Origin of the sequence: Salinarimonas sp. (genome assembly GCF_040111675.1) — a bacterium.
Lineage (GTDB): Bacteria > Pseudomonadota > Alphaproteobacteria > Rhizobiales > Beijerinckiaceae > Salinarimonas.
The window spans coordinates 3,823,705-3,843,806 of record NZ_CP157794.1; the positions used below are offsets into that span (position 1 = coordinate 3,823,705).

Annotated in this window: 20 protein-coding genes; 7 read left to right on the plus strand and 13 right to left on the minus strand. The window is 71.6% G+C overall.

Annotation, left to right across the window (positions count from 1 at the left end; translation table 11 throughout):
* Positions 1-20: 20 nt before the first annotated feature.
* The 8 genes from ABL310_RS17760 to ABL310_RS17795 are packed head-to-tail and all read right to left on the minus strand — an operon-like array spanning position 21 to position 8,426.
* Positions 21-746: an SDR family oxidoreductase gene (locus ABL310_RS17760; RefSeq protein ID WP_349368332.1), complete on the minus strand. Its 726-nt coding sequence runs from the start codon at positions 744-746 to the stop codon at positions 21-23.
* Entirely contained in the window at positions 743-1,546 is an 804-nt protein-coding gene (locus ABL310_RS17765; RefSeq protein ID WP_349368333.1) for a cyclase family protein, read from the minus strand. Before ABL310_RS17765 ends, ABL310_RS17760 begins: the two co-directional genes overlap by 4 nt.
* Positions 1,543-2,787: an SDR family NAD(P)-dependent oxidoreductase gene (locus ABL310_RS17770; protein WP_349368334.1), complete on the minus strand. Its 1,245-nt coding sequence runs from the start codon at positions 2,785-2,787 to the stop codon at positions 1,543-1,545. Before ABL310_RS17770 ends, ABL310_RS17765 begins: the two co-directional genes overlap by 4 nt.
* Complete coding sequence (locus ABL310_RS17775) at positions 2,784-3,971, minus strand: thiolase family protein (protein ID WP_349368335.1); 1,188 nt, start codon at positions 3,969-3,971, stop codon at positions 2,784-2,786. Before ABL310_RS17775 ends, ABL310_RS17770 begins: the two co-directional genes overlap by 4 nt.
* Positions 3,971-5,599 (minus strand): AMP-binding protein, encoded by a 1,629-nt coding sequence (locus ABL310_RS17780; RefSeq protein WP_349368336.1) that lies wholly within the window; start codon positions 5,597-5,599, stop codon positions 3,971-3,973. Before ABL310_RS17780 ends, ABL310_RS17775 begins: the two co-directional genes overlap by 1 nt.
* A gap of 7 nt (positions 5,600-5,606) precedes the next feature.
* Entirely contained in the window at positions 5,607-6,089 is a 483-nt protein-coding gene (locus ABL310_RS17785; protein WP_349368337.1) for an aromatic-ring-hydroxylating dioxygenase subunit beta, read from the minus strand.
* Positions 6,086-7,441 (minus strand): aromatic ring-hydroxylating dioxygenase subunit alpha, encoded by a 1,356-nt coding sequence (locus ABL310_RS17790; RefSeq protein ID WP_349368338.1) that lies wholly within the window; start codon positions 7,439-7,441, stop codon positions 6,086-6,088. Before ABL310_RS17790 ends, ABL310_RS17785 begins: the two co-directional genes overlap by 4 nt.
* A 28-nt stretch (positions 7,442-7,469) precedes the next feature.
* Positions 7,470-8,426, minus strand: a complete 957-nt coding sequence (locus tag ABL310_RS17795) for a PDR/VanB family oxidoreductase (protein ID WP_349368339.1) — start codon at positions 8,424-8,426, stop codon at positions 7,470-7,472.
* Positions 8,427-8,687: 261 nt separating this feature from the next.
* Between ABL310_RS17795 and ABL310_RS17800 the strand changes: the two genes are divergently transcribed.
* Genes ABL310_RS17800 through ABL310_RS17820 form a run of 5 tightly spaced genes read left to right on the plus strand, consistent with a single transcriptional unit; the run spans position 8,688 to position 12,919 of the window.
* Positions 8,688-9,740, plus strand: coding sequence for a TRAP transporter substrate-binding protein (locus tag ABL310_RS17800; RefSeq protein WP_349368340.1), 1,053 nt, complete (start codon positions 8,688-8,690; stop codon positions 9,738-9,740).
* Positions 9,737-10,273 (plus strand): TRAP transporter small permease, encoded by a 537-nt coding sequence (locus ABL310_RS17805; RefSeq protein ID WP_349368341.1) that lies wholly within the window; start codon positions 9,737-9,739, stop codon positions 10,271-10,273. The genes ABL310_RS17800 and ABL310_RS17805 overlap by 4 nt, the downstream gene beginning before the upstream one ends.
* A gap of 27 nt (positions 10,274-10,300) precedes the next feature.
* On the plus strand, positions 10,301-11,587 hold the full coding sequence (locus ABL310_RS17810; protein WP_349368342.1) for a TRAP transporter large permease: 1,287 nt from the start codon (positions 10,301-10,303) through the stop codon (positions 11,585-11,587).
* A gap of 26 nt (positions 11,588-11,613) precedes the next feature.
* A complete protein-coding gene (locus tag ABL310_RS17815; protein ID WP_349368343.1) occupies positions 11,614-12,096 on the plus strand; it encodes a MarR family transcriptional regulator in 483 nt (160 codons plus the stop codon).
* 49 nt (positions 12,097-12,145) lie between these two features.
* Positions 12,146-12,919: an SH3 domain-containing protein gene (locus ABL310_RS17820; RefSeq protein ID WP_349368344.1), complete on the plus strand. Its 774-nt coding sequence runs from the start codon at positions 12,146-12,148 to the stop codon at positions 12,917-12,919.
* Positions 12,920-12,950: 31 nt separating this feature from the next.
* Here ABL310_RS17820 and murB read toward each other — a convergent pair whose 3' ends face one another.
* From murB to ABL310_RS17845, 5 genes are all read right to left on the minus strand, one after another.
* Positions 12,951-13,877: a UDP-N-acetylmuramate dehydrogenase gene (gene murB, locus ABL310_RS17825; RefSeq protein WP_349368345.1), complete on the minus strand. Its 927-nt coding sequence runs from the start codon at positions 13,875-13,877 to the stop codon at positions 12,951-12,953.
* Positions 13,874-15,289: a UDP-N-acetylmuramate--L-alanine ligase gene (gene murC / locus ABL310_RS17830; RefSeq protein ID WP_349368346.1), complete on the minus strand. Its 1,416-nt coding sequence runs from the start codon at positions 15,287-15,289 to the stop codon at positions 13,874-13,876. Before murC ends, murB begins: the two co-directional genes overlap by 4 nt.
* Before the next feature lie 18 nt (positions 15,290-15,307).
* Complete coding sequence (gene murG, locus ABL310_RS17835; RefSeq protein WP_349368347.1) at positions 15,308-16,444, minus strand: undecaprenyldiphospho-muramoylpentapeptide beta-N-acetylglucosaminyltransferase; 1,137 nt, start codon at positions 16,442-16,444, stop codon at positions 15,308-15,310.
* Complete coding sequence (locus ABL310_RS17840) at positions 16,441-17,604, minus strand: putative peptidoglycan glycosyltransferase FtsW (protein ID WP_349368348.1); 1,164 nt, start codon at positions 17,602-17,604, stop codon at positions 16,441-16,443. The genes murG and ABL310_RS17840 overlap by 4 nt, the downstream gene beginning before the upstream one ends.
* A gap of 292 nt (positions 17,605-17,896) precedes the next feature.
* Entirely contained in the window at positions 17,897-18,949 is a 1,053-nt protein-coding gene (locus tag ABL310_RS17845) for a low specificity L-threonine aldolase (RefSeq protein WP_349368349.1), read from the minus strand.
* A gap of 137 nt (positions 18,950-19,086) precedes the next feature.
* Between ABL310_RS17845 and ABL310_RS17850 the strand changes: the two genes are divergently transcribed.
* Both ABL310_RS17850 and ABL310_RS17855 read left to right on the plus strand, forming a co-directional pair.
* On the plus strand, positions 19,087-19,470 hold the full coding sequence (locus ABL310_RS17850; protein WP_349368350.1) for a hypothetical protein: 384 nt from the start codon (positions 19,087-19,089) through the stop codon (positions 19,468-19,470).
* A complete protein-coding gene (locus tag ABL310_RS17855; RefSeq protein ID WP_349368351.1) occupies positions 19,470-19,880 on the plus strand; it encodes a hypothetical protein in 411 nt (136 codons plus the stop codon). The genes ABL310_RS17850 and ABL310_RS17855 overlap by 1 nt, the downstream gene beginning before the upstream one ends.
* The last annotated feature ends 222 nt before the right edge of the window (positions 19,881-20,102 follow it).

Consider the following 20,102-nt stretch of genomic DNA (forward strand, 5'->3'; position numbering starts at 1 on the left):
CTTGTTTCGTTGTCGTGCGCTCAGAGCGAGAGCCCGCCGAGGCTCCCCCCGCCGCAGACGAACAGCACCTGGCCCGTGACGAAGCCCGCCTCCGGCGCGGCGAAGAACTCGACCGCGTGAGCGACGTCCTCCACCGTGCCGAGACGGCGCACCGGCAGCTGCGCCGCGATCTTCGCCTCGCGCTCCGATCCCTGCGGGACGATGCCCCAGAAATTGTCGGTGAGGACGGGCCCCGGCGCGACGACGTTGACGGTGATGCCCTCCGGCCCGAGCTCGAGCGCCCAGGTCCGCGCCATGCCGTGCACGCCCGCCTTCGTCGCGGCATAGGCCGAGCGCGTCGGCACGCCCATGGCGGCGCGGGAGGTGACGAAGACGATCCGCCCGAAGCCGGCCTCGCGCATCCTCGGGAGCAGCGCCTGCGTCAGCATCAGGGGCGCCGTGATGTGGAGCATGGTGAGGCCGGCCACCTCCTCCGGCTTCACGTCCTCGACGAGGTTCGGCCAGACGAGCCCGGCATTGTGGACGACGTGGCTGAAGGCCTCGCGGGTCGACAACTCGGTCGCGACGGCGCGCACCTGCGTCTCGTCGAGGAGATCGACGGGGATCGCCTCGAAGCGCGCGTGCGTCCAGTCCGGACGGCGGCGCGAGAGGCCCACCACCCGCCAGCCCTTGGCGAGCATGCGCTTGGCGATCTCCTCGCCGATGCCGGAGCTCGCGCCGGTGACGAGGGCCGTGTACGCGCTCATGGGGCCTCTCCGGCGCTCTTGCGGGGAACGAGGGCGAGGACGCGCAGCGGGCTGCCCGAGCCGCCCTCGATCTTGAGCGGCGCGGCGATCACGACGGCGCCGCGGGCGGGCAGCCGGTCGAGATTGGCGAGGCATTGCAGGCCGTAGCGCCCCGCCCCGTGGAGGATGGAATGAGCCGGATAGGGCGGCGCGAAATGCGCCGCCTGGCCGGCGTCGGTGCCCACCGTCTCCGTGCCGAAGCCGAGAATGCCGCGCTCCGCGACGAGGAAGGAGATCGCGCCCGCGTCCGGCCCCGGCGAATGCGCGCCGTCGGCGGCGAGGCCGACATAGGCGGGCGTGCCGACCTTCTTCGACCAGTCGGTGCGCAGGAGCACCCAGGCGCGCGCGGGGATCGGCCCGTGCTCGGCCTCCCAGGCCTCGACATGGGCGCGGGTGAGGACGAAATCCGGATCGGCGGCGCTCTCGGCGGAGACGTCGATCACCGCGGCCTCGGCGATCATGTCCCGCGCCGGCACGGCGTCGACGGTGTTGCCCGGCAGGTCGCGGCCGGTGATCCAGTGGACCGGCGCATCGAAATGCGTGCCGGCATGCTCGCTCATGGTGATCGTGTTCCAGTACCAGGCCGGCCCGCGATGGTCGTAGCGGGAGACGACCTCGCGGCGGAACGGCTGGCACTGGCCGAATTCCGGCGGCAGCACGATGACGGGAAAGTCCGCCGAGAGCGGATGCGTCAGGTCGACGATCTCGACCTCGCCCGCGGCGAGGGCGGCGAGGAAGGGGACGAGTGGCGTATCGCTCATCGGCCCGTCTCCCGCTCGGCGAGCTTCGGATTCTTGCGGAAGCGCTCCGCCACGTCCCGGGCGACGTCGCCGACGAAGGTGTCCTCGATCCCCTCCTCCAGCGCCTGCACCACGGCGCGGGCGATCTGCGCGGGCGTCACCTTCGGCGGCGGGACGGCCTCGCGCCAGGCATCCTCGGTGGGCCCGACGAAGACGGAGAGGACGCGCACGCCGCCCTCGCGCAGCTCCGCGCGGAGATCCTGCAGGATCGAGAGACGCGCCGCGGCGGTCGCCGAGAAGGCGCCGAAGGCGGGCCAGCTCGCGAGCGCGTGGACCGGAAGCACGTCGACGAGCGCCACCGCGTTGCTGGTCCCGTCCGCGCCGCGGGCGCGCATGCCCGGCCCGAAGGCCTGGGCGAGGCGCGCGAGGCCCAGCGCGTTGACGTCCATCTCGCGCGCGAGCGTCGCGACGTCGCCGCGGGCGAGGATCGAGCCGGGGCGGACGTATTCGGCGTTGTTGACCAGGATGTCGACCTTGCCGCCGATCGCGCCCGAAAGACGCGCCAGGCCCTGCGCGTCGGTGACGTCGCACTCGACGAGCTCGACCCTCTCGCCCAGCGCCGCGTAGGCCGCCTCCTCCGGCACGCCGCGCCAGCGCTCGGCGATGCCGACGAAGACCCGCGCCGCGCCGGCCTTCAGGAGCGACTGCGCCAGCGCGAGCCCGGAGGGCGCGCGGCCGTCGGTGACGAGGACCCGGCGGTGGCGCGGGCTGGCGGCGAGCTCGCGGTAGAGGGGATCGTCGCGCATGTGCGGGGTCTCGCTCTCGGGCAGGGCGATGAGGGCGGCGTTGCCGACGCGGTCGAGCTTGAGCGCCATGCGCACGCGGCCCGGCGCGGCGACGTCGCCGTGCAGATGCGCGACGACGACCGGGCCGGCGTCGAGCCTCACCGTGCCGACGCGCCAGGGCAGGCGCTGGCGGAAATAGAGCTCCGGCGAGACCCGCACCGTCGTCTCGGCGAGGACGGTCCCACCGTCCGGGATGTCGGCGAAGGGGAGATCGACGGACAGGCAGGCCGGGCAGGCGTCGCGCGGGGGATAGGCGACCGTCCCGCACTCGGCGCAGGTCTGGAGCCGGAAGCGGCCGGTCGCGGCTTCCGCTGCGAGAGCGAGGGCCGCGCGGCTGCGGGGGAGCGGGGGCGCGAGCGCCGCGCGGGTCGGGACCTGCGGGTTCTTCTTGCGGGGAGGCGGCAGCGGCTCGGTCATGCGCCCTCCCCCTCCAGGATCGCCGCCGCGGAGCACAGGCCGCGGTCGAAATTGATCATGCCGAAGCCCGAGACGAGGGCGCGCCGCGCGTCGGCCACCTGCGCCCCGAGCGCCTGCCCGGTGACCTGCCGCAGCCCCTCGACGAGCCCGAGATAGCCGCCGGCCGCCCCGGCCTGGCCCACCGAGAGCTGCCCGCCGGAGGTGTTGTGCGGCACGCTCCCGTCCCAGGTGAAGGTGTTGGCGCGCACGAAAGCCGGCCCCTCGCCCTTGGCGCAGAGCTTCAGGTCCTCGAATTGCATCATCACGATGACCGGGTAGTCGTCGTAGGTCTGGACGCAGTCGAGATCGGCGGGGCCGATTCCCGCGCACGCGTAGAGCTCGTCCGCGTCCATGGCCCAGCCGCCGCGCAGCTGGATCGGATCGTCGGGATAGGCGTTGTGGCGCTCGATCGTGGCGCGCACGCGCGCGGTCTTCAGCCCGAGCGCCTCCGCGATCTCCGGCGTCGTGACCAGGAAGGCCTCCGCGCCGGCGCAGGGCATGACGCAGTCGAAGAGCGCGATCGGGTCCGCGATCGGCCGTGCGGCGAGATAGGCGTCCAGCGTCAGCGGGCTCTTCATCAGCGCGTGCGGGTAGCGCAGGGCGTTCTCCCGCTGCGAGACGGCGATCTCGCCGAAATCCTCCCGCCTCGCGCCGTATTCGCGCATGTAGGCGTCCATCAGGAGCGCGAAGGAGGCGTTCGGCCCGCCGAAGCCGTAAGGGTAGGCCGCGTCCTGCGCGAAGCGGGAGAAGCTCGAGAGCAGCCGGCGGAAGGAATCGACGTGGTTCGTGTCCCCGGCGACGCAGGCCACCAGGCTCGCGTCGCCGGCCTGGACGGCGCGGGCGGCCCGGCGCAGCGCGACGACGCCGCTCGCGCCGCCCATCGGGATGTGGTCGAGCCAGCGCGGGGTGAGCCCGAGATGCTGCGTCAGCGCCACCGCGCTGTCGGGGAACAGCGTGAAGCTCGAGACCGAGAGCCCGTCGATCTCCCCCTTCTCGATGCCCGCCGTGCGGCACAGCTCCCGCAGCGCCCGGGCGATCCACCAATGCGCGCTCTCGATGGAATAGCGCTCGTAGGGCACGCTCACCGGCGCGGCGACGGCGACGCCGTCGTATCCCTGCCGCTTCCGGTGCGCGAAGCGGGCCATCACGCCGCCTGCCGCTTCTTGAGGCCGCGGGTGTCGACGCAGGTCTCGGAGCCCACCACCGCCGCGACGAGGTCGCGCAAGGCCCCGCGCTGGATCTTCTCCGTCGAGGTCAGCGGCAGGGCCTCGACGAAGGCGACGAAGCCCGGCGCCTTGTAGTAGGCGAGCCGCGAGAGGCAATGGGCGACGAGCGCCTCGGCGAGCGCCGTGCGGGCGGCGTCGTCGGCGGGCTTCTCGCGGGCGACGACGCAGGCGACGACCTCGTCGCCGCGCACGGGATCCGGGGTCGGCGCCACCGCGACGCCGGCGATCGCGGGGTGCTGCATGAGCACGCTCTCCACCTCGACGGCGGAGATGTTCTCGCCCGAGCGGCGGATGACGTTCTTCTTGCGGTCGACGAAATGCAGGTCGCCGTCGTCGTCCGCCATCACGACGTCGCCGGTATGGAACCAGCCGCCCTCCCAGGCGGCGGAGGTCGCGGCCTCGTCCTTCAGGTAGGCCGAGAAGAATTCCGCCCGCGGGTCCGGCCCGGCGCTGCGCACGAGCAATTCGCCCGGCTCGTCCGGCGCGGCCTCGCTCCCGTCCTCGCGCACGATCTTGACCTCGGTCCCCGGCCCCGGCCGGCCGAAGCAGCTCGTGCCGATCTTGCGCGGCTCCTCGCTCGCGATGATCGCGGCGGCGCAGCCGGTCTCGGTCATGGCCCAGGCCTCCACCAGCGGGAAGCCGAAGCGGGCCTCGAAGGGCGCGTGCAGGCGCTTGTCGACGCCGGCGCCGAAGCCGAAGCGCACCGCGTGCTCCCGGTCCGCCGGGCTCTCGGGCGCGCCCATCAGCATGGCGGGCATGACGCCGAGATAGTGGATCACGGTCGCCTGGGACGCCTTCACCGACGCCCACCAGGTCTTCGGGTGGAAGCGGTCGAGGATCGAGAGGCAGCCGCCGATGGTGAGCGTCACCACGACCGAGCAGGCCATGGCGTTCATGTGGAAGAGCGGCAGCGGGGTGAGCATGCGCTCGACGCCCGCCTCCAGCCGGCACAGGCCGCCGATGCCGGCGTACCAGTCCCCGCACAGCAGGTAGTAGTCGTTCGAGAGCATGCAGCCCTTCGGCCGGCCCGTGGTGCCCGACGTGTAGAGGAGCGCGCATTCGCGGCTCCCGTCGGGGCCGGGATCGGCCAGCGCCGGGCGGGGGGCGCGGGGCGGCGCGTCCTCGGGGCCGATCACCGGCAGCGAGCGCCCGATCGCCTCCGCCGCCGCGACGAGCTCGCCCGCCCGCGCCGGGACCGCGACGGCGAGGTCCATCTCGGAATGGCCGATCATGTACTCCTGCTCGGCCGCGCGCAGATCCGGGTTGATTGGCACGACGGAGGCGCCGAGTGCGTTGAGCGCGAGCCAGTGGAGCAGGAAGTCCGGCCGGTTGAGCAGGAGCAGCCCCACCCGATGCCCCGCGCCCCAGCCGGCCGCCGCGTAGGCCGCGCGCAAGGCCTCGACCCGCGCGCGGGCGTCGGCATAGGCGATCTCGCCGGCCTCGATGCCGTAGGCCGCGGCGGTCTCCGGGAGCACGTTCAGGAACGGGCGCTCGGGAAAGCGCGCGGCGGCGTCGAGGAAGCGGGCGTGGACGGTGCGGGGCTGCACGAGGGCCTCACATGAACAGCTGGATGTTGCCGAAGGGCGCGTCGAAATTGACGAGGTCGACGCGCTTGAGCCTGATCTTCAGCGCCCCGTCGACCACCGCGAGCTCGTGGCGCGCCCAGCCGGCGTACCATTCCTTCTCGTCGCCGCGCGTCTCCACGTAGTGGAACGGCGTGTAGGTGCGGTAGCGGTTCGCCGCCTCGTCCATCTCGTCGACCTGCGGGACCTGGAGCACGTGCTGGCAGCGGGAACGCGGCTTCTGGCTGAAGGTGCGCGCGTTCGAGAGCCGCTCGACGCGGATGCGCAGGAGCAGCATGTCCTCGTACATCAGCGAGGCCTGCAGCCGCGGATCGGTCTGGCGCCATTCGCCGGGCATCCAGTAATGGCCGTCCTCGGTGAAGAGCGCCAGCCACTGGTCGAATTCCATCTCGTCGAGGAGCCGCGCCTCGCGATAGACGAAGCGGACGAGATCGTCTTGCGTGACCGCGCTCATGCCGCCGCTCCGCTCTTCGCCGGGGCCGTCGCGTCGTCCATGGACATCGTCATGAACTTCGCCCAGGCCTGGAACTGGTTGCGCATCTGGCGCTCGCTCGTCCCGTTGATGACGGCGGTCGCGTCCGGCTCCTCGCCGTCCTCGTAGAGCCGCTCGACGTTGACCCATTCGAGCCCGTCGGAATGGAGGCCGAGCTGGGCGCGCTCGTACATCTCGAGATCGTCGTGGCCGACGATGGAGGTCGGCGCGTTGATCAGGCGATTGTACATCAGCGTGCGCTCGAACAGCATGTCCGGCGCGCCGACGAGGCGGAAGGTGTAGCTCTCCACCAGGGTCTTGTCGGCGGCGATGGGCTTGAACAGCCGCAGCGTCTGGATCGGCCCCTTCACCATGATGTTGGGGAAGTAGACCGTGTTGTGCCGGTTTTCGCCGAGGATGCGCTTGGCCCGCTCCTCGCCGTAGGCGGCGACCATCTGGTCCATGTAGCCGGGCACGGCCGAGTAGTCGGCGTGGATCGAGGTGGTGACGCCGGTATGGCCGTGGCCGTTCGGCCAGACCCGGATGCCCATCTTCTCGAAGAACTCGTAGGGCGCCATGAAGGGGGCGTAGACCTCCACCGCCATCGGCTTCCGGCCGCCCTTGGCGGCCTCGCGTTCCCAGACGCTGACCGCCGTGCCGGCCGAGCTCTCGTGCGCGACCATGGGGTGGCAGGTGTCGGTCTGGTTCTCAACCAGCATCTTCCAATTGCAGGGATGCATGTAGCGCGAGGGCGCGCCCTCGAGCACGAGCTTCCCCTCCGGCGAGCGGTCGACCATGTTGTCGATGGAGGAGAGCGCATCGCCGAAGAATTCCTCGAAGCTCTGCCCGACCGGGTTCAGCCTGGCGAAGACGAAATCGCGGTAGACGTGCACGCCGCCCACCGGCGCGAGGCCCTTGACCGCCTCCTTCTCCTGGAGATGCGTGCCCTCGTAGCCCTTCTTCAGCGGGATCGCGAGGAGCGAGCCGTCGGTCTTGAACGACCAGGCGTGATAGGGGCAGCGGAAGAACTTGCCGGTGTTGCCGCAGGCCTCGGAGGCGACCTTCACGCCCTTGTGCGGGCAGCGATTGTAGAGGACGTGGATCGTCCCGTCCGAATGCCGGCTCATCAGCACCGGCTGGCGGCCGATCTCGGTGGTGACGTAATCGCCCGGGTTGGGGATCTGGCTCGCGTGGCCGACATAGACCCAGGTGTTGGCGAAGAGGTGCTCCATCTCGAGCTGGAACACCTCCGGGTCGATATAGACGTCGCGATGGACCTCGGTCGGCCGGATCAGGTCCCGGATCGCCTGCGGATTGCCGCGATATCGCGTCATCGGCTCCCTCCCTTCGCTCGTCGGCGCGTCAGAGGTCGAGCACCAGCCGGCTCGACTTCGCGCGCGAGACGCAGATCTGCATCACCTTGCCCGACGCCTTCTCGGCGTCGGAGAGAATGACGTCCCGGTGGTCCGGCACGCCCTCGATCACGTCGCACTGGCAGATGCCGCAATCGCCGCGGCGGCAATCGTACAGCACGTCGACCCCCGCGGCCTCCAGCGCGTCGATGATCGACTCGCCGGGCGCGACCGTCACCACCTGGCCCGTGGACCTCAGCTCGACCTCGAAGGCCGTATCGTCCGCGCCGGCGGCGGGCGCCTTGGTGAACAGCTCGGAGCGCACCCGCTCGGGCGCGATCCCCATGCCGGCGGCGGCGGCCTTCACCGCCTCGATCATGCCCTCCGGGCCGCAGACGTAGACGACCGCGTCCGCCGGCGCCTCGGCGAGGGCCTTCCCGACGTCGAGCCGCGTCTCCGGCTCGTCGTCGTAATGGCAGGCGAGGCGGTCCCCGCAGATGCGCGCGAGCGGGGCGAGGAAGGCGAGCTGGCCGCGCGCGCGCCCGGCATAGTGCAGGCGGAAGTCCCGGCCCGCGCGGGCCAGCGCTGCGGCCATGGAGAGGATCGGCGTGATGCCGATCCCGCCGGCGATCAGCAGCGCCGGGCGGGCGTCCTCGTGGAGCGGGAAATTGTTCTGGGGCGCCGACGTCGTCACCCGGTCGCCGGGGGCGAGGCCGTGCATGAAGCGCGAGCCGCCGGCGCTCGGGTCCTCGAGCCGCACGCCGAGCACCCAGGTCCCGCCGTCGCGGTGATCGGGATGGTCGACGAGCGAATAGGGACGGTCGCCGCCCTCGGGCAGCGCGACGCGGACATGCGCGCCGGGCGCCGCCGGCGGCAGCGGCGCGCCGTCGGCGCTGCCTAGCACGATCGCCTTGACGAGCGGCGTCTCGGCGATCGCCTCGCGGACGATCAGCGTGAGCTCGGTCATCGAGCCGCCTTCTCCCGGTTCCCCACGGCTTGTCGCTTCCGCTTCGGAAGCATGCCGTTTCATGCTTTTCCGGACGGTCAAATCTCTGATCCGCCCCTCGTGAGGCCCAGGATAGGCATGAACGACGCCGCCGCGCAAGAATGTTTGAGGATTAAAATAATGCCTTTTCATGCATTGCGGACATGCTAGAGTTCCCGTCGGGAACACGTCCGGCGAGACGGCGCGAGAACGCCGCCGCCGGCTCATAGGGAGTGACGGACCATGCACGACGTCCCTGTCGAGGCGCGCGCGCGCCGCGGCGCCGCCGGCCTTCTCGCCGGCCTGATCGGCCTCGCGGTCCTCGCCGGCCCGGCCGCGGCGCAGACCACCCTGCGCATGGCGAACTGGCTGCCGCCGAGCCATCCGCTCGTCGCCGACGTGATGAAGCCTTACGCTGAGCGCGTCGCCGAGGCGACGGACGGGCGCGTCACCATCCAGATCCTGGACGCGCCGCTCGGGCCGCCGCCCGCCCATTACGACTTCGCCGTCAACGGCGTGGCCGACATCACCTACGGCGTCCACGGCTACACGCCGGGCCGCTTCAAGACGACGGTGCTCGCCGAGGTGCCGTTCCTCGGCGACAGCGCCGAGGCGATCTCGGTCGGCTATTGGAACGCCTACGAGCAGATGCTGGCCGAGGCCGGCGAGCAGGACGACGTGAAGGTGCTCGCCGTCTTCACCCACGGCCCGGGCCAGATCTTCACCCGCGGGCGCGACCTCTCCTCGCTCGCGGGCGTCGAGGGCGCGAAGATGCGCGTCGGCGGCGGCATCGCCTCCGACGTCGCCACGGCGCTCGGCGCGGTGCCGGTGCAGAGCCCGTCCTCGAAGGCCTACGAGCTGCTCTCCGGCGGCGTCGCCGACGGCATCCTCTTCCCCTTCGAGTCGGTGACGTTCTTCAACCTGCAGGGCATCCTCGACCAGGGCCTCGAGGTCCCCGGCGGCCTCTACAACACCTCCTTCTTCGTGGTGATGAACAAGGGCAAGTGGGAGGCGCTGTCCGACGAGGACAAGGCGGCGATCGACTCCGTCTCCGGCGAGGCGCTGGCGCGGCTCGCGGGCCAGGCCTGGGACGCGGCGGACGCCGAGGGCCGCGAGGCCATGCAGGGCGAGATCGCGCTCGCCACCGCCACCGACGCGCAGCTCGAGGAGATCTCGCGGAAGCTCGCCCCCGTGGTCGAGGCGAAGCTCGCCGAGGCCGCCGGCGCCGGCATCGACGCCGAGGCCGGCCTCGCGCTGCTGCGGGCCGAGATCGAGAAGGCGGCCGCCGGCCGATGAGCGCCGAGCGCCCCGCCGCCGATCACCCGGTGGAGGACGCGACCCCGCGCGAGGCGCTGCGCCCCGTGCGCCTCGCGCTGGCCGTGATCTCGGCGGCGATGCTCTTCGCGATGATGGGCGTCACCGTGGTCGACGTGGTGGGGCGCTACTTCCTCGACGCGCCGCTGCCGGGCGCGAGCGAGCTCACCGAGCTCCTCCTCGTCGGGGTGATCTTCACGGGTCTCCCCGCCGTGTGCCTCGACGACGGCCACGTGACCGTGGATCTCCTGACCGAGCGCCTCGCGCCCTGGACGAAGCCGATCCGGCTCTTCGTGGTGCGGATCGTCACGATCGGGGCGCTGGCCGTGATCGGCTGGCGGCTGTGGATCCAGGGGGCGCGGCTCTCGAGCTACGGCGAGGTCAGCGTCTACCTGCGCTGGCCGGTGGCGCCGGTCGCGTATTTCGCAGCCGCGCTCTGCCTCGTCTCGGCGCTCCTCGTCCTCGCGCTCGTCGTGCTGCGCGCCGACGAGGGCGGGCGGGTGCGCCGCCGCTGAACCGGCTTTCACAAGGACCCCGCGCCGATGGACTGGCCGTTCGGCATCCTCCTCCTGCTCGGCATGATGCTCGTCGGCATCCCGATCGGATTCGCCATGATGCTGGTCGGGCTCGTCGGCGTCGCCTCGATCATCGGCATCGAGCCCTCGCTGTCGCTCTTGGGCCAGACCTATTTCGACAACGCGCGCAACTATTCGCTCTCGGTGCTGCCGCTGTTCCTGATCATGGGCAATTTCGTCGTCCAGTCGGGCATCGCGGAGGACCTCTACAAGGCGGCCAACGCCTGGCTCAGGCACTGGCGCGGCGGGCTCGCCATGGCGACGGTCGTCGCCTGCGGCGGGTTCTCCTCGGTCTGCGGCTCCTCGCTCGCCACCGCCGCGACGATGACGAAGATCTCGCTGCCCTCGATGCGGAAATACGGCTACCCGGACGGGCTCGCCACCGCCTCGGTGGCCGCCGGGGGAACGCTCGGCATCCTGATCCCGCCCTCGGTGATCCTGGTCTTCTACGGCATCATCACCCAGCAGGACATCGGCAAGCTCTTCCTGGCGGGCGTGATCCCGGGCCTCCTCGGCGTCGTCGGCTACATGGCGGCGGTGCGGCTCACGCTGGTGTTCGGCGGCGTGACGCTGCCGGTCGAGGAGAAGCTGCCGCTGGGCGATCGCATCCGGGCGCTCAAGGGCGTCGCGGGCGCGCTCCTGCTCTTCGCCTTCGTGATGGGCGGGATCTATTTCGGCGTCTTCACCGTGACGGAGGCCGCCGGCATCGGCGCGGCGGGCGCCTTCCTGCTGACGCTGCTGCGCGGGCGGCTCGGCCTGCGGGCGACGTTCCAGACGCTGTTCGACACCGCCAAGATGACCGCGATGATGTTCTTCATCCTGTTCGGCGCGCTGGTGTTCTCGAACTACGTCAACCTCTCGGGCATGACGGCCGACCTGCAGGCCTTCCTCGCCGCCCTCGGCGCGCACCCGCTCCTCCTCATCGTCGCCATCGCGCTGATCTACGTCGTGCTGGGCTGCGTGCTCGAGAGCCTGTCGATGATCGTGCTCACGGTGCCGATCTTCTATCCCGTGGTCGCGGCCGCCGGGTTCGACCTGATCTGGTTCGGCATCTTCGTGGTGCTCGTCACCGAGATCAGCTACATCACGCCGCCGGTGGGCATGAACGCCTTCGTCGTGCGCTCGGTGGCGCGGACGGTGCGGCTCGGCGCCATCTTCAAGGGGCTCGTGCCGTTCGTGGCGATGGACCTCGTGCGGGTCGTGCTGCTGGTCGCGCTGCCGGCCATGGCCCTGTTCCTGCCGCGCTCCATGTAGGGGACGCCCACCACGAAGGACCGCGTATGCCGACCTCGAACGCCCTCGCCTCCGGGCCCGCCCCCGACGAAGACGACGGCGCGCCGCTCGCTCCCGGCTTCGTCAACGACTACCTCGCCTACCTGCTGGCGGCGGCGAGCCACCGCACCAGCGCCGAGTTCCACGCGGTGGTGCGTGGCCACGGCCTGCGCGTGCCGGAATGGCGCGTGCTCGCCTGCCTCGCCTCCCGCGACGAGCTCATCGTCTCCGAGCTCGCGCGGATGACGCTCTACGAGCAGCCGCGCCTCACCAAGATGCTGAACCAGATGGAGCGCGACGGCCTCGTCACCCGCAACGACGATCCCGCGGACCGCCGCAGGGTCGTGATCCGGATGACCGAGCGCGGGAGGGACACCGTCGCGCCTCTGCTCGCGGCGGCGGAGCGGCACGAGGAGGAGGTGCTCCGGCGCTTCTCCCCGCGCGAGCGCGCGGCGCTGAAGATGCTGCTGCGGCTCCTGGTGGAGCGGTGACGACCGCTCGTGTATGATGCGGCCGGGTGGGGAGAGACGGAGGATCGCCGTGCTCGCAGCGAGAGCGGCCATCGTCGGTTTCGTCGTGCTCCTCGCGGGCGCCGCTCGGGCCCTGCCCGTCGAGACGACGACCGACCTGAACCTGCGCGCCGGGCCGGGCGTCGCCTACCCCGCCCTCGCCACCATGCCGGCGGGCGAGATCGTGCACATGGACGTTTGCGTCCGCGGCTGGTGCCGCGTGTTCTATCGCGGCTACCCGGGCTGGGCGAGCGGGCGGCATCTGGCGCGGCTCCCGGACCGGCCCTTCCCGTGGGAGGGCGCCGGCCGCGGCCGGGAGCCCTGGCCGTTCGACGAGCCTTACGTCGAGCCGTTCGAGGGGCCCTATGTCGAGCCGTTCGAGAGGCCATACGCCGCGCCGTTCGAGGATCCCTACGTCGCGCCGTTCGACGACCCCGATGTCGAGCCGTTCGTCGAGCCGTTCGTCGAGCCGTTCCGAGAGGCTCCGGGGATCGTCGAGATCCCGGAGATGCCGGCGGCGCCCGGGCGGCGGGCGCGTCCGCAGGCGCCACCCCCGCTCGACGATGTGGAGGAGCCCGGCCGGCTCGCCGTCATCGTCCCCTTGCCGCCGCGCGCGCCGGACCGGTCACCCCCGCCGACGCCGGCGGTCGAGCCGGAGGCGCCAGCCGCGGCGATCGACGAGGAAGAGGCGGAGGAGGATGCGCCCGGCGCCGTCGCGGCCGACCCGGCGCCGGCCGCGCCCGCGGACCGCCCGCCGCTCTACCGCGAGGGCCCCGTCGGCGCCGGCGGACGGGACGTGCTGTAGCGACGAGAAGCCTCGCGCGCCCGGGACGCGCTCAGGCCACCCCGATCCGCCGGATCTCCCAGCGCAGCTCGACGCCGGACGTTTCGCGCACCCGCCGGCGGACCTCCTCGCCCAGCCCCTCGATGTCGGATGCGGTCGCGCCGCCGTGGTTGACGAGGAAGTTGCAGTGCAGCTCCGAGACCTGCGCCGCGCCGCGGGCGAGGCCGCGGCAGCCGGCGGCGTCGATCAGCTCCCATGCCTTGGGCGAGCCGCCGGGGCCGCCGGGATTGGCGAAGGTGGAGCCGCCGGTGCGGGTGTTGACCGGCTGCGTCGCCGAGCGCTTGTCGGTGACCTCGCTCATCGCCGCGAGGATCGTCTCGGGATCGCCCGGGCGGCCCTCGAACACGGCGCGGGTGAAGATCACGTCGTCGGGCGCGCCGCAATGGCGGTAGGAGAAGCCCATCTCGGCGTTGGTGTAGCGCACCGCCCGTCCGCGCCGGTCGAGGCCTTGCGCCTCGACGAGCACGTCCTTCACCTCGCCGCCATAGGCGCCGGCGTTCATGCGCAGCGCCCCGCCGATCGCCCCGGGCACGCCGCGCAGGAAGACGAGGCCGTCGATACCGGCCTCCGCCGCCGCGCGCGCGACCTTCACGTCCGCCGCGCCCGCGCCCGCGCTCACACGGTGGCCGTCGACCGCGATGTCGGAAAAGCCCTTGGCGAGGCGCACCAGGACGCCCGGCAGACCGCCGTCGCGCACGAGCAGGTTCGAGCCGAGGCCGACGACCGTGACCGGGATCTCGTCGGGCAGGCCCGCGAGCAGATGGGCGAGATCGGCCTCGTCGGCGGGCGTGAACAGCGCCTGCGCCGGACCGCCGGTGCGGAACCAGGTCAGCGGGGCGGTGTCGGCGTTCGCCTGGAGCTTGCCGCGCAGCTCCGGCGCGGCGGCGCGGATGTCGGCCGTGATGTCGGGAAAGCTCACGCGGCCCTCTCGTCCAGCGCCGCGAGCTCGGCCGGCAGCGCCTGCGCCCATTGCGTGATCGTGCCCGCGCCGAGGCACACGACGAAGTCGTCGGGCCCGGCGAGCCTCGCGACGGCCGGGGCGAGATCCTCCGGCCCGTCGAGCGCCATCGCCTGGCGGTGGCCGCGCGACTTCAGCCCCGAGACCAGCGCGTCGCGGTCCGCGCCCTCGATCGGCTGCTCGCCCGCGGCGTAGACCGGGGCGACGAGCACGGCGTCGGCATCGTTGAAGCAGGTGCAGAAGGCGTCGAACAGGGCATGGAGGCGGGTGTAGCGGTGGGGCTGCACCACGGCGATCACCTTGCCCCTGGTCGAGGCGCGGGCGGCCTGCAGCACGGCGGCGATCTCCACGGGGTGGTGGCCGTAATCGTCGAAGATCGCAGCGCCTTTCCACTCGCCGACCCGCGTGAAGCGCCGCTTCACGCCGCCGAACTTGGCGAGCGCCGCGCGGATCGCATCGCCGGAGACGCCGAGCTCGTGCGCCACCGCCAAAGCCGCGGTGGCGTTGAGCGCGTTGTGCAGGCCGGGCATGGGCATCACCACGTCGTCGATGACGCAGGCCGCGTTGGTCTTGCGGTCGCGGATCAGCACGTTGAAGCGGCTCCTGCCGCCCGTGAGATCGAGGTCGAGCAGGCGCACGTCGGCCTGCGGGTTCTGGCCGTAGGTGACGATGCGCCGGTCCTCGATCTGCCCCACCAGATCCTGCACCGTCGGGTGGTCGATGCACATCACGGCGAAGCCGTAGAAGGGGATGTTCTCGATGAAGGAGCGGAAGGCGGCCTTGATGGCGTCGAAGCTGCCGAAATGGTCGAGATGCTCCGGGTCGATGTTGGTGACGATGGCGTAGTCCGCCGGCAGCTTCAGGAAGGTGCCGTCCGATTCGTCCGCCTCGACCACCATCCAGTCGCCCTTGCCGAGCCGCGCGTTGGTCCCGTAGGCGTTGATGATGCCGCCGTTGATCACGGTGGGGTCGAAGCCGCCGCCGTCGAGGAGCGCGGCGACGACGGAGGTCGTCGTGGTCTTGCCGTGGGTGCCGGCCACCGCGACGCAGGTCTTCAGCCGCATCAGCTCGGCCAGCATCTCGGCGCGGCGCACGACGGGGAGCCGCGCCTCGCGGGCCGCCTTCAGCTCGGGATTGTCGCGCCGGATGGCGGTGGAGACGACCACCACCTCGGCCTCGCCGAGATTGGCGGCGTCGTGCCCGACATGGACGGTGACGCCCTTCGCCCGCAGGCGCTGGACGTTGGCGTTCTCGCCCGCGTCCGAGCCCTGGACCGTGTAGCCGAGATTGGCCATCACCTCGGCGATGCCGGACATGCCGATGCCGCCGATGCCGATGAAATGGATGGGGCCGAGCTTCGGAGGCAGCTTCATGGGGTATCGTCTCGTAGGTCAGGCTTGCTTGCGGGCGGCGAGGCGGGCCGGGTCGATCCCGGCGAGGCCGAGAACGGCGGCGGCGAGGCGCTCGGCCGCGTCGGTGCGCCCCGCGCCTTTGGCCGCGAGCGCGGCCTTGGTGAGGAGATCGGGGTTCTCGAAACGCATCACGAGCTCCTCGGCGAGGCGCTCGGGGGTGAAGTCGGTTTGCGGCAGCATGAGGGCCGCGCCGATATCGGCGAGCGTGCGGGCGTTGGCCGCCTGGTCCTGGTCGAGGGCGCCGGGCAGCGGCACCAGGATCGCGGGCCGGCCGATGGCGGCGAGCTCGGCGACCGTGGAGGCGCCGGAGCGCGCCACCACGAGGTGGCTGTCGGCGATGCGCTGCGGCAGGTCGGTGAAGAAGGGGCGCACCTCCGCCTGCGCCTCGAGCGCCCGGTAGGTGGAGGCGACGCGCGTCTGGTCCTCGTCGCGGGCCTGCTGCGTGATCACCAGCCGGCGCAGGTATTCCGGCGGCAGCTTGGCCACGGCGTCGGGCACGACGTCGGACATCACCCGCGCGCCCTGGCTGCCGCCGAAGACGAGGAGGCGCAGCTTCGCGCCCTTGAGGGCGGCGGGGTAGAGCGTCTTCGCCGCCTCGATCACCGACTGGCGCACCGGGTTGCCGGTGTGGACGATCTGCGCGCGCACGCCGCGCGGGAGGCCGCGCACCTCGGGGAAGCCGGTGGCGATCATCGAGACCCGGCGCGCCAGGAACTTGTTGGCGCGGCCGACGACGCCGTTCTGCTCATGGACGACCCGCGGCACGCCGAGCATCCAGGCGGCGACGAGGGGCGGCACGGTGGGATAGCCGCCGAAGCCGACGACGGCGGCGGGCTGGAGCCGCCGGATCAGCGCGCGCGAGGCGCTCACCCCGCGCCAGAGCGTGCCGGCGGCCTCGATCATCCCGACGAGCGAGCGCCGCGAAGGCGTGGCGGAGGGAACCGAGACGACCTCGTCGGCGGGAAACTTCTCGGCGAGCGCGCCCACCCGCTCGTCGGTGACGAGGACGACGCGCAGCCCCAGCCGCCGCAGGACGTGAGCCAGCGCCTCCGCCGGGAACAGATGCCCGCCCGTCCCGCCGGCCGAGATCAGGACGAGCGGCGCGCCCGCGCTCATGCCGGGCGCTCCGCGAGCCCGGGCTCGTAGGCGCGGCCGTAGCCGCCCGCCCGCGCCGCGGCCGAGGGTCGCCGGCGCGTGAGCGCGATCAGGAAGCCGGTGGCGAGCGCGAGCGAGATCAGCGACGAGCCGCCATAGGAGATGAACGGCAGGGTCATGCCCTTGGCCGGGAGAAGATGCAGGTTCACCATCATGTTGATGCAGGCCTGGAGCCCGAACATCAAGAGGAGACCGGCCACCGCCATGCGGCAGAAGGCGTCCTCCGAGCGCTGGGCCAGCAGCAGACCGCGCAGCACGATGAAGGCGTAGACGCACACGACGAGCAGGCAGACCGCGATGCCGAACTCCTCGGCGGTGGCGGCGAAGATGAAGTCCGTATGGGCGTCGGGCAGGATGCGCTTGACCACCCCCTCGCCCGGGCCGCGGCCGAGCCAGCCGCCGCTCTCGAAGGAGGCGAGCGCCTGCTCGACCTGGAAGCTCTCGGACGAGTCGCCCGACAGGAAGCGCTCGATGCGCGCGCGCACGTGCGGCAGGAACTCGTAGGCGGCGGCGATGCCGGCGAGGCCCGCGCCGCCGAGCCCGATCACCCAGATCCAGTGCAGGCCGGCGAGGAAGAACAGGCCCGCCCAGACCACCGTCACCAGCATGGTCTGCCCGAAATCCGGCTGCAGGATCAGCGGCACGATGGTGAGCGGGAGCAGCAGCATGCCGATCGCCGGGCCCGGCATGTCCGAGCGCGCGCGCTCGGAGAAGGCCCAGGCGGCGAGGACGACGAAGGCGGGCTTGAGGAACTCGGACGGCTGGAGGCCGATCGGCCCGAGGAAGATCCAGCGATGCGCGCCCTTGATCTCCGGCCCGAACTCGAGCGCGGCGAGCACCAGCGCCAGCGAGCCGAGATAGGTGACGAGCGCGAGCCTTCGCACGAGGCGCGGAGTGAGCATCGAGACGCCCGCCATCACGATCAGCGCCGGGATCAGGAACAGCGCCTGGCGGTTGACGAAGTGGAACGTGTCGAGGCCGAGCCGCTGCGCGACGGGCGGCCCGCCCGCCATCAGGAAGACCATGCCCGACGTCATCAGCACGCCGAGGCCGACGAGCAGCGCCTTGTCGATCGTCCACCACCAATCGCCGAGGAGCGAGCGTTCCGCGCGCGAGACCATGCCTGCGATTCCCTTCGGGCCTGTGCGTGCCCCCACCAGGGGACAGTGTGGTGAACGCCCGGTTAAGGGAGCCTTTCGATCACGCCCTTCACCGTCATCCCGGGCGCCGAACGGCGACCCGGGACCCATCACCGCCGCGGCCTGTCTCGCGGCCTTCAGGCCGCGTCGCGCGGCTTCGATGCTTCGACCCGTGGTGCGACGAGCGCGGCATGCGCGCTCGAGAAGACGTCGAGCGTATGGGTCCCGGATCGCCCTCGGCGTCCGGGATGACGGCCCTCCGCGCGACGCACTATCACCCCCGCGCGGCGGCGAGGAAGGCGTCGATCTCCCCTTCCGTCGTGGCGAAGGAAGTGACGAGCCGCACCAACGTCTCGTGGGGGGCGACGCGCTCGCCCTCCGGCAGGCTCGCCTCCGACCAGGGATGGAACATCGCCCCCGCCGCCCGCAGCCGCTCCGCCGTCTCCCGCGGGAGGACGGGGAGAAGCTCGTTCGCCTGCCGCTCGAAGGCGAGGCGCGCCCCCGGCAGCGCCGTCACGCCCTCGGCGAGCCGCGCGGCCATGGCGTTGGCGTGGCGCGCGTTGTCGAGCCAGTGGTCGTTCGCGAGATAGCCCTGGAGCTGCGCGCCGAGCAGCCGCCCCTTGGAGAGCGTGTGCCCGGAGCGCTTGCGCAGCCAGGGCATCGCCTCGGCCAGCGCCGGATCGAAGACGATCAGCGCCTCGGCGGCGAGGCAGCCGTTCTTGGTGGCGCCGAAGGTGAGCACGTCGACGCCCGCCTTCCAGGTGATCTCCGCCGGCGAGACGCCGAGCGAGACCAGCGCGTTGGCGAAGCGCGCCCCGTCCATGTGGACCTTCAGCCCCGCGCCGTGGGCGATCTCGGCGAGCGCGGCGACCTCGCCCGGCGTGTAGACGAGGCCGCACTCGGTCGCCTGGGAGATCGAGAGCGCGCGCGGCGGCATCTGCTTCACGCTCGGCGAGAGCGAGGCGAGCCATTCCGCGAGCGTGCGCGGCGCGAGCTTGGCGCCGACGCCGGGCAGCCCCGCGAGCTTCGCGCCGCCGGTGAAGAATTCCGGCGCGCCGCATTCGTCGTCGATGACGTGCGCCTCGCGGTGGCAGACGGCGCAGCCGTAGGGCGGGACGAGCGCGGAGAGGGCGAGCGCGTTCGCGCCGGTGCCCGTGGCCACGAGGAAGACGGCGCAGTCGCGCTCGAAGATCTCGGCGAGGCGGCGCTCCACGGCGCGGGTCGGGCCGTCGGCCCCGTAGGCGGGCTCGGCGCCGCCGTTCGCGGCGATCAGCGCGTCGAGCACGGGCCGGCTCGCGCCGACGATGTTGTCGCTGGCGAAGTTCATGGGTCGGACGTCCTCCTGGCCGCCACCGGACAGGCTCGCACGAGCGGCGTCAAGGGAGCAGCTTCGCACGTCGGTCTTGCACCGCCGCGACAGCGTCGCTAAGCACCCGTGCTTGCCTTGCCGTCTGGATCACACGCATGAACGAACTCGTTAACGCACTCTGGCGGCACATTACCTCCTTCGAGGAGATCGACACGTCGACCGACGGCTTTGCCCTCACGTTCATGGCGCTCACGTTCGTCGTCGCTTTTTTTGCAGTGGTGCTCGACATTTGCTACGCTGTAGTGCGAGGGGAGAGCTTCCTCGGGCTCAAACATGGCCTTCTGAGGTCGGTGCCACATCTCCTCTTTTGGCCGATCGGCGCGGCCGTGTTCGCGTGGTTTGGGTTGGCAATGGGGATCATTCAACCTACCATCCTGGGCGCGGTGGCGGCTGCGACCGTGTGGACCTTTTCCATCCGTCGCGCGGTTGCCTCGATGTCGGGGAAGGCCGATGCCGACGACGCGAGGGAGGAAGATTGATGCTGAATCTTCGTCTGACGGACTTCTTCGTGATCGATCGCCGCTTTGCGACTGCATCCGAAGTCAAGAGGATCGTCGCCGACAAGGACGGCGCCGCTGGTGGAGCGCTCGAGGCGATGCTGTTCTTCGCTACCGACAAGCAGCAGAGCTGGTTTGTTGCGAACAGCCGCCGCCTGTTCCTGGTGATCGACAAGAAGGACGAGGAAGCTCCACGCGTTCGTTGGAGCGTCCCGCTTGAGGCCGGTCGCTCGATGGAGGTCGGCTCCAAGTCGCTTGCCACCGGCACGATCGCGATCGCCGGGAAGCGCCCACGCTTCTTCACCACGAAGCTCTTCGCAGACGAGCCGCTACAGCGGCGGCTGCGAAATATGCTCGACCGCGCCGCGGCGCAGGGCGCCCACGCCGCTTAGAGGTACCCGCGGCACGAAGCTGCAATTCGATGCCCGTACCGCTTTTTTTGTTGCGCCGTTCCGCACGTGCACGGCAACGATCGTGCTCGGCTGCGCCGAAAAGGCACTTGTGCGCGCCGGTGAAATCTGGCAGGTTCCGCGCCAACTAGGACAGCAGGGCTGTCCCATCCGGGCGGCGCGTCTCCGCGGCGACGCCGCTCCCGACCTCGAAGGCTGACGACG